The organism is Pseudomonas sp. TH34 (genome assembly GCF_016650865.1).
GTDB lineage: Bacteria > Pseudomonadota > Gammaproteobacteria > Pseudomonadales > Pseudomonadaceae > Aquipseudomonas > Aquipseudomonas yamanorum.
The window spans coordinates 24,380-39,628 of the sequence record NZ_JAEKFB010000025.1 but is presented as its reverse complement, the minus strand read 5'-3'; the positions used below and the strand labels follow the sequence as shown (position 1 = coordinate 39,628).

The 15,249-nt window shown below is 54.5% G+C and carries 12 protein-coding genes and 1 pseudogene; 7 read left to right on the top strand and 6 right to left on the bottom strand.

Features of this window, described 5'->3' with window-relative positions; translation table 11 throughout:
• The first annotated feature begins 94 nt into the window (after positions 1-94).
• From JFU58_RS20045 to JFU58_RS20035, 3 genes are all read left to right on the top strand, one after another.
• The gene (locus JFU58_RS20045; protein ID WP_201141815.1) at positions 95-577 is read left to right on the top strand and encodes a GNAT family N-acetyltransferase; all 483 of its coding nucleotides are present in this window, start codon (positions 95-97) and stop codon (positions 575-577) included.
• A 236-nt stretch (positions 578-813) separates the two neighbouring features.
• Positions 814-2,019 (top strand): RES family NAD+ phosphorylase, encoded by a 1,206-nt coding sequence (locus JFU58_RS20040; protein WP_201141813.1) that lies wholly within the window; start codon positions 814-816, stop codon positions 2,017-2,019.
• A 352-nt stretch (positions 2,020-2,371) separates the two neighbouring features.
• Positions 2,372-6,061, top strand: coding sequence for a YobI family P-loop NTPase (locus JFU58_RS20035; protein ID WP_201141811.1), 3,690 nt, complete (start codon positions 2,372-2,374; stop codon positions 6,059-6,061).
• Between the two features lie 16 nt (positions 6,062-6,077).
• Here JFU58_RS20035 and JFU58_RS32640 read toward each other — a convergent pair whose 3' ends face one another.
• The 5 genes and pseudogenes from JFU58_RS32640 to JFU58_RS20010 all read right to left on the bottom strand — a co-directional run bounded on the left by JFU58_RS32640 (position 6,078) and on the right by JFU58_RS20010 (position 9,282).
• Entirely contained in the window at positions 6,078-6,533 is a 456-nt protein-coding gene (locus tag JFU58_RS32640; protein ID WP_446739983.1) for a hypothetical protein, read from the bottom strand.
• An 82-nt stretch (positions 6,534-6,615) separates the two neighbouring features.
• Entirely contained in the window at positions 6,616-6,993 is a 378-nt protein-coding gene (locus tag JFU58_RS20025; protein WP_201141809.1) for a DUF6678 family protein, read from the bottom strand.
• Positions 6,994-7,049: 56 nt separating this feature from the next.
• A pseudogene (tnpC, locus tag JFU58_RS20020) lies at positions 7,050-8,560 on the bottom strand (IS66 family transposase).
• 81 nt (positions 8,561-8,641) lie between these two features.
• Entirely contained in the window at positions 8,642-8,977 is a 336-nt protein-coding gene (gene tnpB, locus JFU58_RS32285; protein WP_242488286.1) for an IS66 family insertion sequence element accessory protein TnpB, read from the bottom strand.
• Positions 8,974-9,282 carry an IS66 family insertion sequence element accessory protein TnpB gene (locus JFU58_RS20010; protein ID WP_201141807.1) on the bottom strand — a complete coding sequence of 103 codons (309 nt, stop codon included), beginning with the start codon at positions 9,280-9,282 and terminating at the stop codon, positions 8,974-8,976. The genes tnpB and JFU58_RS20010 overlap by 4 nt, the downstream gene beginning before the upstream one ends.
• 60 nt (positions 9,283-9,342) lie before the next feature.
• Here JFU58_RS20010 and JFU58_RS20005 point away from each other — a divergent pair, with 60 nt between their 5' ends.
• The 4 genes from JFU58_RS20005 to JFU58_RS19990 all read left to right on the top strand — a co-directional run bounded on the left by JFU58_RS20005 (position 9,343) and on the right by JFU58_RS19990 (position 13,367).
• A complete protein-coding gene (locus tag JFU58_RS20005; RefSeq protein ID WP_446739982.1) occupies positions 9,343-9,903 on the top strand; it encodes an SDR family NAD(P)-dependent oxidoreductase in 561 nt (186 codons plus the stop codon).
• A gap of 424 nt (positions 9,904-10,327) precedes the next feature.
• On the top strand, positions 10,328-11,647 hold the full coding sequence (locus JFU58_RS20000; protein WP_201141804.1) for an MFS transporter: 1,320 nt from the start codon (positions 10,328-10,330) through the stop codon (positions 11,645-11,647).
• A gap of 25 nt (positions 11,648-11,672) precedes the next feature.
• The gene (locus JFU58_RS19995; RefSeq protein ID WP_274610130.1) at positions 11,673-12,425 is read left to right on the top strand and encodes a maleate cis-trans isomerase family protein; all 753 of its coding nucleotides are present in this window, start codon (positions 11,673-11,675) and stop codon (positions 12,423-12,425) included.
• A 57-nt stretch (positions 12,426-12,482) separates the two neighbouring features.
• The gene (locus tag JFU58_RS19990; RefSeq protein WP_201141802.1) at positions 12,483-13,367 is read left to right on the top strand and encodes a LysR family transcriptional regulator; all 885 of its coding nucleotides are present in this window, start codon (positions 12,483-12,485) and stop codon (positions 13,365-13,367) included.
• Positions 13,368-13,438: 71 nt separating this feature from the next.
• On the opposite strand, the gene JFU58_RS19985 is transcribed toward JFU58_RS19990, so the two are convergent.
• Positions 13,439-15,037, bottom strand: coding sequence for an argininosuccinate lyase (locus JFU58_RS19985; protein WP_201141800.1), 1,599 nt, complete (start codon positions 15,035-15,037; stop codon positions 13,439-13,441).
• Positions 15,038-15,249 lie beyond the last annotated feature (212 nt).

Genomic DNA, 15,249 nt, shown 5'->3' with positions numbered 1-15,249 from the left:
AAAATTGGCGATATAAAAAAGGCAAACCGAGATACTAGCTGCGTACTTCTTTGGCGCAAACAACATACAAAACCAGTCGAAATGGATTCATACAATGCTCAAAATTCCGGTACAACGTGCAAGTGATGACGAGTGGTTTGAATACGCAGAACAGAGCTGCGAAGCTTTGACGCTGCATCTCACAGAATTCCTAGCTGATCGTTTTACCTACAAACCGCGTTATGTAAATCAGCACCTCAACCGCTCCTTTGCTACGGTTTCAGCCAAAACACATAAATACGATCTCTACTTCCGAGCATTTCCCCGACCACATGACTTCTGGCCTAGAGAGAGCATTACGATCGCGAGAGTAATGTTCAAAGAGCGACGAGCTGGACACGGACGTAGCCTGATCGAAATGCTCGTGAAGCTGGCGCCAAAATTTGGCTATAAATACTTAAGTATCGAATGTGCTAACGAAAATGCGGCAGCATTTGCACAGCGAATGGGTTTTACTCGCTATGAAGATGGGCGCCATTGGGTTGGATCAATAGTAGAAATTCAACAGTCTTTTGTTAGGCAATCACATCAGCCCTAAAGCAGCGTGTGATACAAAGGTAACCCCTATTGAGTAGCTCGCTACCTGGGTTTGAGGGCAAACGCTAGCGCCTAGAAGAACAGACATTTTCAACGTGCTAACGAGCTTCGCTCTCCCCATACCCACCAGGGGTGAAGTGCACCGCCCAAGCGATTTTCTCTCTGATAAAGCCAAATTCACGGATTTCGATTTGGGCTCAACATCCAGCGACCTGAGCTTTGAGGATTTCAAAGAAAATGCGCCATCGAGTAAAAGCTGATATGGAACAAGGCTTATTGGATATCGGCCCGGACAATTCGTTGTTCATTTGTCTCGAATGCCTTGGGGATCCCATGCTCAAGGAGTTTAAGTCGCTGCCAACTTCCGAAGTCACCTGTGCAGCCTGCAGATGCTCAACGCGCAGAGCAGTCTGTCCGCTTCGTATAGCCAGCTTCATTCGCAGGCATCTTCCGACACATTTCAGCATCGATGATGGGCTCTACGATGGCTACGAGATGACCCTGTCCGAAATCGTTGGCAAAGCAATCCGATGCGATTACAAACCCGTCTGTGACGCTATCGCGCTCGAACTGAGTGATCCTGACTCAGATGAGGACGACTTTTACTGGCATGGGCAAGTGTATTGCCACCAGCACAGCCCATTCGATGACGAGGAGCATGAGCGCTGGTGGGTGGTGGGTGACTGGGAGAGAGTTGCGTACGAGTTAACTTATGAACGACGCTTTTTCAATGAAAGGGCCAGCAAGCTATTCGAGGCCCTTCTCCACGAGGCGCTAACTGCAAAGAATCCTGAGTGTCTGGAAGCGCCAGCGGTTATCAAAATCCTACCCACCGGAACGGAGCTTTATCGAGCGCGAATCGCTTCTGACATCGACGAAGCCCGTCACTTTAAAAGTAACCCGTCTATTGAGCTCAGCGCCCCGCCGCCGGGGTTCGCCAAAAATAATCGAATGAGCGCAGTAGGTATCCCATGGATGTATTTAGCGCGCGATATTCCGACCTGTGTCAGTGAAGTTTTACCAAAGCCTGGAAATATTGTCGTGGCGGGAAAGTTTACCTCCACCGTGCCGCTTTCGATTTTTGATTTCAACACGCTCAGTGGATTACTAAAGCATGAGGACTTGAGCTTATTCAGCCCTGACCACGAGGAGCGCAGTAATCACCAAAAGCTATTGAGGTATTTACACGATGAGATCGCTCGCCGCGTCGAACGTACCGATACTGGGTACGTGGTGACACAGGCATTCGCAGAGTTCATTCGCTTCTATGCGCCCCATTCTTTTGATGGCATCAGCTTTCGCTCTGTGCAAAACCCTGGCGGCATCAACGTTGTGCTATTTGCCAAAGATGAACCTGATTGCTATCGATCGCCAGGTAGATATCCGCAATTTGACCTCACAATATCTTGCGAATCCGTGACAACACACTTCATTGAGGATTGAACGGGGCGACTGCGTCGGCCCAGCTCAAGCATATCGATAAAAGGCCTAGTCATCAGGTGCCCACTTGAGTCTAAGTGGCGCAACGGCATAACTCGCTTTTTTGAAGTAGAGTTCCCCAAACGTCAGTTTGATAAAGCCTTTTGCTGGAAACAATTCTGTCAGCACTACCACAGAGATCTACCACCCAACACTCGCCCCGCCCCACTAAATTCACCCGCCATTGCCACCGGTGTGAATGCAAGGAACGAAGGATCAGAATCAGCGCGTGCATATCAGAGCCAGTAGATTTGTTCGGCTTTTTGGCAAGATGTGTGGTAATTCTGCAATTTAGGATATTTCGTCAGGAGGACATGTGATCTGTCATTTTTTGCGCGGCATCCGTAATCGTGTCCGGGGTATCTTCTACTCTAGGCAGGGGTCTACCAATGAGTCTTGGAACCTGGTCCCGCTTACCCCTGAGTACTTGGCAGACGAGCATGGCGGCTATGTCGCCGCTATCGAAGCTGCCCTCGCGAAGGATCTGATACGCAACATAGCGTTGTCAGGCAACTATGGGGTCGGTAAGAGCAGTATCATGCGGGAAGTCGCCCGGCGGCAGGATAATCGTATCGTAGAGTTATCGCTCTCGACGCTCGCGCCTATCGAAGCTTCCCAGCTTGATAATTCAGTGCCTATCCAGGCCACGACCCCAACCAACCGCATCCAGCAGGAAATTGTCAAACAGCTGCTCTATCGAGAGTATCCGAGCAGAACCCCTGGCTCACGGTTTCGGCGTATTGAGCGTTTCCGATGGTGGCGGGCGATCGGAACGTCGGTATTGCTGGGATTTGTCGCTGCTGTAATTTTCCTGCTGACTGGATGGACGGTAAAGATTGCTTCTGTATTCACGCCAGATTTGGATATTGGTGTTTGGGCTCACGCTGTGATTTGGAGCGCTGCGGCGCTGATTACCCTGCTGGTGAGCTGGTTGTTCTATGGGAAACTGCATATCCAGCAATTCTCCGCAGGGTCTGCAACCGTCACGCTCAACGAAAGTTCTGTTTCGTACTTCGATCAATACCTCGACGAGATCGTCTACTTTTTTGAGGTCTCAGACCGCGATGTTGTTCTTTTCGAGGACATCGACCGGTTCAACGACTCTCATATCTTCGAGACGCTTCGGGCGCTGAACACTTTGCTTAACGCCTCGCCCCAGATCAAGAAGCCGATCCGATTCATCTATGCTATCAAAGACAGCATCTTCGATCGCATCGGCCTGGAGATAGAAGGTCGCAAGCTTAATACAGAAGTGCTTACGACAGACGATCCGGCGCAGGCCGAGGCTATACGCGCCAACCGCACGAAATTTTTCGATCTTGTCATTCCGGTGGTTCCTTTTATTACGCACCGAAGTGCTCGCAACTTGGCGCTAAAGCTACTTGGTCAAGTCGAGCATCAGGTAGCACCGGAGCTTCTAGACTTAGCGACGCAGTACGTACCAGATATGCGGCTGCTCAAGAACGTCCGTAACGAATTCATCGTCTTCCGCGACCGAATCTTCTCCGGCGACGGTAAGCAGCTCAACCTGAGTGAGACTGACCTGTTTGCGATGATGCTCTACAAGAGCACGCACCTAGCAGACTTCGAGACTATCCGGCTCGGCCATAGCAAGCTGGACATGCTCTACAAACTTAGCCGTGAACTGGTGACTGAGAACATCAAGCGAATCGAGGGCGAGCTTCGCGTGCTTCGCCAGAAGATCACGCGGATCAATTGGGCTGCTACCCGCAGTAATCAGTTGGGCGAACGCCTGCTTGCGCACGTGCAGCGGACAGCTGAGGCTTCTGGCTTCCGGACCCAGAATGCAACCTTCTCGCTCGCGGGTGCTACGAAGTCTTCGAAAGACCTCAAGGGAGCGCAGTTCTGGACAACCCTCGTCTCACCAGACGAAAACTTGGTACTTGAATATTATGACCACTACCAAGGTCGTACGCTTTCGTTTACTCGCGACAGTCTTGTGGGTGCACTTGGTGATCCTCTGGACGCCGAAAGCTGGAATGAAGCAGATCGAGAAACGCTCGCTGAGCAGACCGACGAGAAGATGGAGGAAATGAGGTTCCTGCGGAGCGCTGATCTTGGTGATCTCGTCAAACGAACGGAGTTTCTCGTCCTGTATAAGGAAAGCAAGCAGTCCTTCGAGGCAATCGCCAAGATCATCCTAACGCCAGGCTTGGCGTACCAGATCGTCCGTGCTGGGTATATCAACCGCAACTTCACACTTTACACGTCAACATTCCACGGGGATCGCGTTGGGTCAGCTGCTACGAATTTCATTATCCATCACGTCGAGCGAGACCTGATGGACCAGCACTTCGAGCTTGGTCCGGAGGACGTGGACGCTGTTGTCCGCGAGCGCGGCAAGAGTTCGCTGAAGGAACCGTCGCTTTACAACATCGCTATCCTAGACCACCTTCTGGCCAAACATATAGACGCGGCCGACATCATGATTCACTCCCTAGTAGGTCTCGGGGAGCGTCAGGCTAGTTTTCTGCAGGCGTACCTTGCCGCCGGTAACGAGTGCCTACGACTCATTGAACGGTTCACGGTCGCGTCCACGCAAGCGCTCACCTATCTCGTAAGTCAGGCGGACCTAGACGACTCCTCACGACTAGCGCTTGTGAATGTAGCGCTAGCACACCTGACGCCTTCAAAGCAGCGGATAGATTCTGCGGTGTCGTCGTACCTGACGGCGCACTACGCTGAGTTCACGGCGCTTACGTCCGATGCGACCGTACCGGTCCAGGCAGAACGTATCAGCGTACTCTTCAGAGATGCCAGTATTACCGTGCCGCGTCTGGAACTGTTGGGTAGCCAGACTCGTGCATCGTTCGTATCACGCAATTTGTATGAAATCACGGACCAGAACCTCGCGATCGCCATCGACAATGCAACAACCGTGGCGCTCGACGTCATCCGGGATCGGAGCGGGACGGTGTACGACTATGTGCTCAGGTATTTGAGCAAATACCTGGAGGCTATCGATGGTACCTCCATGACGATAGATGCTAACCAGCACTTCATCGCAATAATCGAAGATGTACTCTCGCGAGATGCCCCCCTTCTTGGTGATGTGATCGAGCGAGCTGCCCCAGATTGTGAAGTTGCAGATCTCGCAGAGGTGTCTGAGGGCGCGTGGCCAGCGTTGGCAGAACATAAGCGTGCTCCAGCAACGTTTAACAACGTTAGCCGCTACGTCGCGGTTCTTGGGGCGGTAGATGCGCAACTGGCGAAAACCTTGACGGCTGCTGCCGAGATCACCGATACCAACACCGCTGACGAGGAGTCGAAGATTGCGTTGGCCGCATCAATCCTGGCGGCAAAGGATCAGCTCCCATCAGCAGTGCTTCGTGCAAAGCTGGTCGCGAGCTTGAGCCTGAGCTGCTACCTCGAGGTTGGCCAAGTCGCGGCCGAAGTTGGCGACTTCTTCGCGCAGTTGCTCAAGCACGACATCATTGCGGATGAAGCGGCATCCTATGAGCACCTTGCAGCCACTGATTGGCAGACGCGCAAAGGGTTTATCCGAGAATCGCGGAAGTTTTCGGGCTACATGACCCCCGCGTTGGTGGCGGCGGATCTTGCAGAACTTCTGAAAAGCGATGAGATAGCCTCGGCAATCAAGGATGTGGTTGTTGAGCAGGCCGCAAAGTATGCGGAGGTGGCGGGCCGCCGAGGGCTGAATGAACTGGCACAATTCGCTACCCGAGGCGGGCGCGAACTATCGCCCGATGTTGTGCAGAAGATGGCGCAAGAAAATGTCTCAGCGGAGCAGATCTTACTGCTATTAAAGTCGCACCTAGGTGTGATCAGTCGTGACCAGCTCTTCACTATCCTGCAGGTACTTGACGGTGATTACCCTTACCTCATTGAAGTGGGCCGCAGTAAATTGCGAGTGCCGGATACTCCTGCTAATCGTGAGCTCTTGGAACGTCTTCAACGAGAAAAGACTGTAAGTAGCTACGGCGTTAATAAGGGAGTGATTGAGGTAATCAGGAAGCGTAAGTGAGACTGTGCGATCTGAATTACTCTAGTGCGACGATGGTTAGCGCTGAAAACCTTCGACACAATGATGTCTGATGATAACGGCGAATATTGCGTGAATGATTTGGTTCGATTATGGATCGTCCGCTTTTGCACCAGTTGCAGCACGACACGAGCGGCAGAATTCGGCCACAACCGGACAGTCGGATTAAGGGCGTGCTTGGTAGCAGCCTCAATTCCTCGGCACGAGAAACGAGCAGTGCTTCACGCACATCATTGACAAGCGCTATCTGGTTGTCCCGGTCGACGACAAACAACGTGTCCAGCATCAGGTGGATCAATTCTGGATAGAGCGCTAGTAAATCAACGAGCATGGGCTTCAGCGTCCGGTTCAGATAGCGCGATAAAAGCCTTAACGTGATGGGCGACGGTGAGCAACCCCATTCGATTTGACCGATATCGGAAGGCACACTTCCGATCTCATCAATGATGGTCATTTTTCCCTATTGATTGATCGACGGTATGCGTCCGGCAAAGTCATCTAGCATAAGTTTGCCGGCTAGGCGAAACCTCAGGAACTCAGTCCCAAAGAGGCTGCATGCTAGGTCTGGTATAACCCCAGACGCGTGGCACCCCATCCTCTAGAGAGAAGGGAAGGTTGTGCTTTCTTAGCGTGGAAAGTAGCCAATCGAGTGAAACCGCTTTGAGTTCGATCCACTCAATTTCTTCTACCGGATGGATGTGGTAATGCCATTCTCGATCCCAATCTGTGCAGTAATCGCTTGGAGCTAAGACACTGTGCAATCTGAACTCAGGCTTCATTTGCGGGGCGTTAATCATTGCTTTGATCAGCTCAGCCCATTTGGTGTTGTTCATGACGGGAAAAATCATGCCCGCAGTCAGCAGCCTGCGAATTTTCGCTTTTGTAACCTCGTCGAGTTCAGGCAGCTGATGCATAAGATTCGCGTAATTGTATGAAGTGAGTACAGTCTAACCCAACACACCTTTCGCGATTAAACGGGCACCCACCTGTGCGGCAACAGCTCAGTAATCTCACTCGCCCGCTGCGTCGGCAGGCGTGTAAGAACATCCTTCAAGTAAGCGTACGGATCATGTCCGTTGAGCCGCGCCGACTGGATCAAACTCATGATCGCCGCCGCACGTTTACCGCTGCGTAACGAGCCAGCGAACAGCCAGTTCGAGCGTCCAAGAGCCCACGGCCGGATTTGATTCTCGCACCAGTTATTATCGATGGGCACAGCACCGTCAGCGCTATCCAGCGTTTGAGGCTGTAATCCAACGCTTTCGCGATGGCCGATCCCTCAGGCACAAGCTGTCTTTGGGCGATCATCCAGGTATGAAGTGCGTCGATGATCGGCGCTGCTTTTTCCTGCCGTATTCGCTGTCGATCACCCGGTTCCAGCTCGCGGACTTCTCGTTCAACTTCGTACAAGGCCGCGATGTAGTGCAGCGCTTTTTCGGCGATCTGGCTCTTGTTGGTCGCATGCAAGTCAAAGAACTTTCGGCGCGCATGGGCCATGCAGCCGATCTCCGTAACTCCCAGTTCAAAGCCTGCCTTGTAGCCTGCAAAGTCATCGCAGACCAGCTTGCCGTTCCAACTACCCAGGAGGGCTCGGGCATGTTCGCCAGCGCGGCTTGGGCTGAAGTCGTAAACGACCGCCGCCAAGTCGGAGAACTGACTGGTGGCATAGGCCCAGACGTAAGCACGATGAGTTTTCTTCGCACCAGGCGTCAGCATTTGTACCGGCGTCTCGTCGGCGTGGACGACGCCGTGCGTCAGCACGGCTTCGCGCAGCGAATCGACTAGCGGCTGGAGTTGCACGCCGCAGTTGCCTACCCATTGCGCCAAGGTCGAACGGGCGATAGGCAATCCGGCGCGGCCGAAGATTTTCTCTTGGCGATACAGCGGCAGATGATCGGCGAACTTGGCCACCATGACGTGGGCGAGCAGGCTCGCGGTTGGGATACCCTTGTCGATGACGTGCGCCGGTACCGGCGCCTAGATCAGCGTTTCGCACTGCTCGCAGGCCCATTTCCCACGGATATGACGCTCGACGGTGAACACGCCGGGCGTGTAGTCGAGTTTTTCACTGGCATCTTCGCCGATGCGCTTGAGAGCACAGCCGCACTGGCAATGGCTGTTGTCCGGTTCGTGATGGATCAGCGTACGAGGAAATTGCGGCGGCAGCGCTGCGCGCTTAGGTTGCTGGTGCATTTTGGCTTCGACTGGTGTCGGTTGCAGCGCCTCAAGCTCGGCTTCGATTGCGGCAATATCAGTATCGATCAAGTCATCGAGCAAGCTGGCCTGATCTGGACTTAGTTGCTCGCTGCGTTTGGCAAACTTGAAGCGCTTGAGCAGCGCGATCTCGTGGGCCAGCTTCTCGTTGACCGATTTGTGATGGGTGATTTGCTTGTCCATTGTCTCGACGCGCTGGATCAACTGCGCCGCCAGGGCAAGCAGTTGTTCAGGGTTTAATTGATCGAGATTTGGATGCAAAGTCATGCCGCCGATTTTGCCAGAGAAGGCTGGTGGCGACGATAGACTGATGGGCCAATTGCGCTGGCAAGCACGCCATGGCAGGTGTTAAAGCATCGAGATGATTCCGCCTGCACCGACGCGCTGCCAAGGTAAACCGAGCACCAGGGCCTGAAGTTGCTCGGCATCCAACTCAACTTCGGAGCCGTGTCGCACACCCGGCCAGAAGAAGCGTCCTTGATTCAAACGCCGGGCGGCAAGCCAAATCCCCACGCCGTCATGCACCAGCACTTTCATTCGATTGGCGCGGCGGTTGGCGAACAGACAGGCACAGTGAGGCTTCGCCGCACCGAACACCGCCACGACCCGTGCGAGCGCGGTTTCAGTGCCGGCGCGCATGTCCATGGGCTCGGTGGCGAGCCAGATGGAATCAATGCGGATCATCGCAGCAGGTCTCGCAGGAAAGCAGAACACGCCGCTGCATTTTCTGCTGGCCAACTCACCACGACTACACCTTTTGGATGCGGCACTTCGATTCGGATCGTGGCAGGAAGGGCCTGATGCATCGGCACCGGCGGCGAAGTCTTGACCGGGATGAAGGCAGTTTGCAGTGCCAGGTTTTTCTGCGCATGCACCCGAATCCATTTATGGACGAGGTTTGCATTGAGGTTGTGGGTCAAGGCGACATTGGCAATTGAAGTGTCAGCTTGCGCGCACTCGGCGATCTCATTGACGACGTCGTCGAACACGATGAACGGAAATTATTTTTCTGCCACCGCCAGGAGGATGGACAAGCAAAACGCCCGAAGATGCCCTTCATTGAGCACAGCAAACGCATCAAGCAAGTTGCAGTAAAGCGTGAAGCCGTGAGGCAAAAAGGCGCAAAAGCGATCGTCTTGCGCCTGGATATGGGTGAGGGCGCAGGATTCGAGGCGTTCAAGGAAAAAGTCATCCACTTTCTGGACAGTGAGTGGGGCACCAAGTCTTTTGACTATCTAGTCAATAATGCAGGTTTTTTACCACAGGCGGCATTGGTCGAGAACACGACCGAAGAACTATTTGGCGCATGCATGCGCGTGCTGTTCAAGGGCCCCTACTTTTTGACCCGGTCGCTACTTCCATTCCTCGCAGACGGCGGCTCGATTGTGGACGTGACGACTAACGCTATTTTCCAGCAGGCTCTGGCGCAGGGATGCGCGGCCTATGCCTCCATGAAGGGCGGCATGACAGTGTTGACCAGCTATATGGCCAAGGAATTCAGCGATCGCCGAATCCGCGTCAACTCTGTCGCGCCGGGAGCTACCCGCACGCGGATCGCGATGACGCCTATGAAAAGTACCCGGGGATTGCCGAACATATGGCCAGCATAACGGCGATGGGACGCTTGTGCGAAGCCGACGATGTTGGCGTCGTGATCGCATCGTTACTTTCGGATGATTTTCGCTGGGTGGCGGGACAGCATATTGAGGCTTCCGGTGGTGCTCGATTGTCTTCCAAGATTTGACATCGGCACATCAATAGGGGGCGTTAGCAATCCGGTGTATTTCATTACCGACCATGCTCTGAAGACACGGTAAGAGCTAACGCCACCTGCAGCAAAAATACTGGCTGTTTCACACACTCGGACTGCTCCGGCTGCCATCGCGAAGCGCGATGGCAAGCTCACAAATGCCTGATATACGCCTCCTCTCCCCCGCCACTACCATCACAACGTCATGAACATTCGCACGGCGACGATCAACGGCTGTGGCGCATTTTCCCAAGAATAATAAAACCATCTTTGTGAGGCTTTTCATGAACAACCCCGCTTCCGGGTCTATGACCAACACTGCAGTCGCCAAGGGTGGAGCCCCGCTGACCACTCACCAACGCTACGCCACGTTGGGAGGCTCCTGGGCGGCGTGGCTGTTTGATGCACTGGACGCAACCATCTTCGGCTTTGTGCTGCTGGCTATTGCTACCACCTTCGCCGTGGGTTTGAGCGATGTTGTCTCAACGGTTGCATGGTTCCTGCTCGCCACGGGGATCGGCGGCTTCTTCCTGGGCAACCTTTGCGACAAGATCGGACGCAAGAAAACCATGATGCTGTCCGTGTTGGTCTACGGCACCTGCACCTTTCTGTGCGGCTTTGCCGAAACCCTGTGGCAGCTTGATCTGTTTCGCTTTTGCGTCGGCATCGGCGTGGGTGGCTTGTGGTCCGCAGCGGCAGCACTGGTCTCGGAAATCTGGCCGCCTGCCGGGCGGGCCAAGGCCTTCGCGGTCATGCAAACCGGCTGGTCCGGCGGGGGCCTTCTCGCCGCGGTTTTCGCCTGGAGCTTTCTCGACAGCAACAACCCGGACTCCTGGCGAATGCTGTTTATCTACGCCTCTATTCCGTCGTTCCTGACTCTGGTGTTCATTTGGCTATTCGTCAAAGAGTCGCCGGTTTGGCTGGCCAACCGCGAGTTCATGCGCAATAACACCGACAAAGGCCGCCTCACAGAAATCTTCAGCCCCCAGTACCTGAAAACCACCCTGCTGGGCCTCAGCATTTCGGTACTCGGCATGTATGGCTACTGGATCATCACGACCTTCATGCCGGCCTACCTGCAGAACATATTGAACGTGCGCATCGACCAGGCACCGGTGTTCATTATCTGGATCGGCATCGGCGCCACCCTCGGCTACCTGGCTTACGGCTACCTGGCGGAGAGCATCGGTCGGCGCCTGGCTTTCGCGACCTTCTTCACGGGCATGGCGATCATGGTACCGGTGTTCGCCTACTCGGCGACCTTGATGCCGTTGATGGACGGAAAGCTGATTTTCACCACCCAGAACGTCGTCATCCTGGGTTCACTGGCAGCGCTGCTGGGCTTTTTCACAGGTTATTTCAGCGGCTTCGGCGCCTGGTATGCCGAATTGTTCCCAACCAGTATTCGCGCAACCGCTTCAGGCTTTTGCTTCAACTTCGGACGTATCGGTGCCATCGCCGGCATCAAGCTGGTACCGATCCTGATCCCGATCGTCGGCTTTACAGCGACCATTTCCCTCGCCTCCGTTGCTTACGTGATCGCCGCCGTCATGGTGTTCTCGTTGCAGGAAACCAAAGGCGTTCAACTCACAAGCGGTAACTGACCTGCACCACACAGAGAGCACGTATATGAAAAACTTTCGAATCGGACAGATTGTTCCCAGCTCCAACACCACAATGGAAACCGAAATCCCGGCGATGCTGACCTCGCGTTACGGGCTCTTTCCAGAGGAGCATTTTACTTTCCACTCGGCGCGTATGCGCATGATGCATGTCAGCCCCGAAGAGCTGAAAAAGATGGACATCGACAGCGACCGCTGTGCGCTGGAACTCAGTGATGCGCGGGTTGATGTGATGGCGTATGCCTGTCTTGTCGCAATCATGTGCCAGGGAGCCGGCTATCACAAAGTCTCCCAGGCCCGCCTAGGCAAAACGGTGGCGTCCAACCAATCCAACGCCCCCGTACTCAGTTCCGCCGGCGCGTTGATCGACAGCCTGAACCTGCTCGAGTACAAGAAAATTTCGATCATTACCCCGTACATGAAACCACTGACCCAACAAGTCATTGACTACATCGAAGCCGCTGGCATTGAGGTGGTCGACTCCATCAGCCTGGAGGTTTCCGACAACCTGGAGGTCGGCCGTCTGGACCCCATGAACCTGGTGGCCCATGCCGACCGGCTCAATATTGGCCAGGCCGACGGCGTGGTGCTGTCCTGCTGCGTGCAGATGCCTTCGCTGCCCGCCATCCAGGTGGTACAGGATCGTCTCGAGAAACCCGTGTTGTCTGCGTCGATCGCCACGGTTTACCAGATGCTCAAGACCCTCGGCCTGAAGGCTCACGTACCGAATGCAGGCCACCTGTTGTCCGGAGCATTCTGAGTCGAGGCCTTGTGAGGTACGATAAACACCTCAGGCCTGGATGCCACGGTATCTCATATGAAACTTGACCCCGTCTCATTGCGACTCTTTGTCAGCGTCGTTGAAGAAGGCACCATCGCTGCCGCGGCTAAACGCGAGCATATCGCAGCAGCAGCGGTCAGCAAGCGGCTCAGCGAGCTGGAAGAGCTACTCGATTCAAAGTTGTTGGATCGTTCGAACAAAGGGATCACCCCGACGGATGCGGGCCTTTCGCTGTTGTTCATGGCTCGCAGCGCGCTGAACAACCTCAATGAAATCGTCGTACAAATGCGCGACTACTCCCACGGTCGTCGTGGCTCGGTGCATGTACTGGCCAACATCTCAGCCATCACACAATTCATGCCGGCCAAAATCAAGTCATTCATGGACTTGTACCCGTTGATCAGCGTGAGCATGGAGGAGCGGCAAAGTCTGACCATTACCAAAGCGGTAGCCGAGAACCGCGCCGATGTTGGTATATTCACCCGGCTTCCTCATGGCGCAGATATCGAAGTATTCCCGTTCCGTCACGACCGGCTGGTGCTCCTGGTTCCCAATGATCATCCGTTGGCTGTGCGCGATTGCGTCAGCTTCAGCGAAACCCTCGATCATGCTTATGTCGCGCTGAGCAGTGGCACCCACCTCAACTTTCAACTGATCAAAGCGGCCAACGACCTCGGGCGCTCATTGAAAATCCGTATGGAAGTGTCCAGCTACGATGCATTGTGCGGGATGGTTCAGGCAGGCGTCGGGATTGGCATCCTGCCCGAAGGCAGTATGGGCCTCTATAAAATCGATCGAGCGAAGATGGTCAGGCTGGATGAGGCATGGACATCCCGTGAGATCAGTGTGTGCGTGAGGTCCCGTGAAGCCTTGTCCGTTGCGGCAGGATTGTTTCTGGACCATTTGCTCGAAGGGCAATGAACGACCGGAAACAGCATTCGCTCAAACCGGCTGATGCACTTCAGGCATCGACCGGCACCTCATCTGCCGCGTTAACGGTGGGCGGAAAGCAGTTTGGAGAAGGCAGCGTTTAGTGTGTTATCCGCATCGAGAAGCCGTTGGCGATGTTGCTGCGCCCATTGTTGATCATTGCCTAGCGTGGTCTGCGCTTCGGCCAACATGCGCTTGACCTCGGCAGGCTGCGGTCCGCCGATGCCTATGCGGGTCGCAACCATATTCTGCGGCGATAATGTTGCGCGAAAAGCGGCCTCATCCAGGGGCAAGTTATCGGTTTTCCAGTGATATTGCTGCGCTGCCTGGGTGTAAAGTTTCTGCGCTACGTCATAGGGGAACGTATTGGGTAACAGCCCATGCGTACGAGCGTGTGTCACGATCAGCGAAGCGAAGCTGTGCCCAATGCGAAAAGGCACACCGTACTGGCGCTCCAGCGTGTCCGCCAACTCCATTGAAGTAGTCCATTCGTTCTCCAATTCTTCAAGCGAGCGCTTGGGGTCGATGGTCAACGCTTCCAGTACGCTGTCCATGCGCTTGAACATTTCCTCTGCGGCACCAAACACTCCCAGACTGTCGAAGGCATCCTTGTAATCGGTCATACCCGTGGTGACATTGTGTGCCCTGATCATCGTTGCCTGTGCCAGCCCCACCACATCGGACGCGGACTCACGGGTGCGCATCAGGAAACCAGGATTACGTTTTTGCGGCATTGCACTGCTGGTGTAGGTCGAGCCTTCATCCAGCAGCAACCAGGGCCGCGTCTGGTGGTATTGAGTATGGATATCGCCAATCATCGCGCCAATACGAATCGCCGAAGAAGACGCGATACCAGTGGCCTCCAGGGGAATGTCGTAGGTTGACACCTGGCTGGAATCCAGTGAGTTTTCTCGCACGGAGTCGAATCCCAACAACGTGGCCAGGCGCTCGCGGTTCAATGGCCATGCGGAGTTAGCCAATACGGCCGTGCCCATGGGGCTCTGGTTCAGACGCACATAGAGTTCATGAATACGCTGGGCATCTCTTTCAAACGCCGTTTCGTACGCCAGCAAATAATGCGCGTAGCTAATGGGCATGGCTTGAACACCATTGGTGTAAGCGGGTACCAATGTATCGATGTTATACGCCGCAACCTTGAGCAGGTGCGCACGGGTGCTATTCATCGCCTCATTTAACGCCAGCACTTGAGCCCGCAGGGTCGCCAGGCGGAAGGTTGCGTACATGTCTTGCCGGCTTCGTCCCGAATGAATCAGCGATGCCTCAGGGCCAATGTAGTCGACCATGATCTGCTCAATTTGCAGCACATCGCTGGGCCGCTTGCCGTCTGGTTGCGCAGCCTGATCGATGACGTGCTGGACACCTGCGGCTATTTTTCCAGCCATCGGCGCCTTGACGATGCCCTCCTCGGCCAGCATCACAATAGACGCTTTGTTAATGCGGTTGAGGCCGCTGAACTGATCCTCATAAGCTCCGCCACCTGGTACTCGGTTGTAAACCGAGGCGCCGATTTTAGCCGCTTCGGCCGAGCATTCTGCAGTCGTAGTACAAGGGATCAATCCAGTATTCGCGGCATGGGCGGTAAAGGATACCAACATCAAATAGCCAACAGCTACGTGTAATGCAGTTTTCGCAGGATACATAGGACTCTCACTTATTATTGGACGTTCACGAACGTGGTCGCGAGGCGACGGTTAATGAGCGGCCGATGGTAGTAAGGGAGAGTTGGCGCGTACATTAGGCGATGACGAGCATGCCATCGCAGATCGCGATGGTGGCGTGGACCATGAACAAGTTGACTGGATCGGTGCTGTTTCTGATTGGCTGGGTCAAAGCTGGAGTTCACTTCCACTCT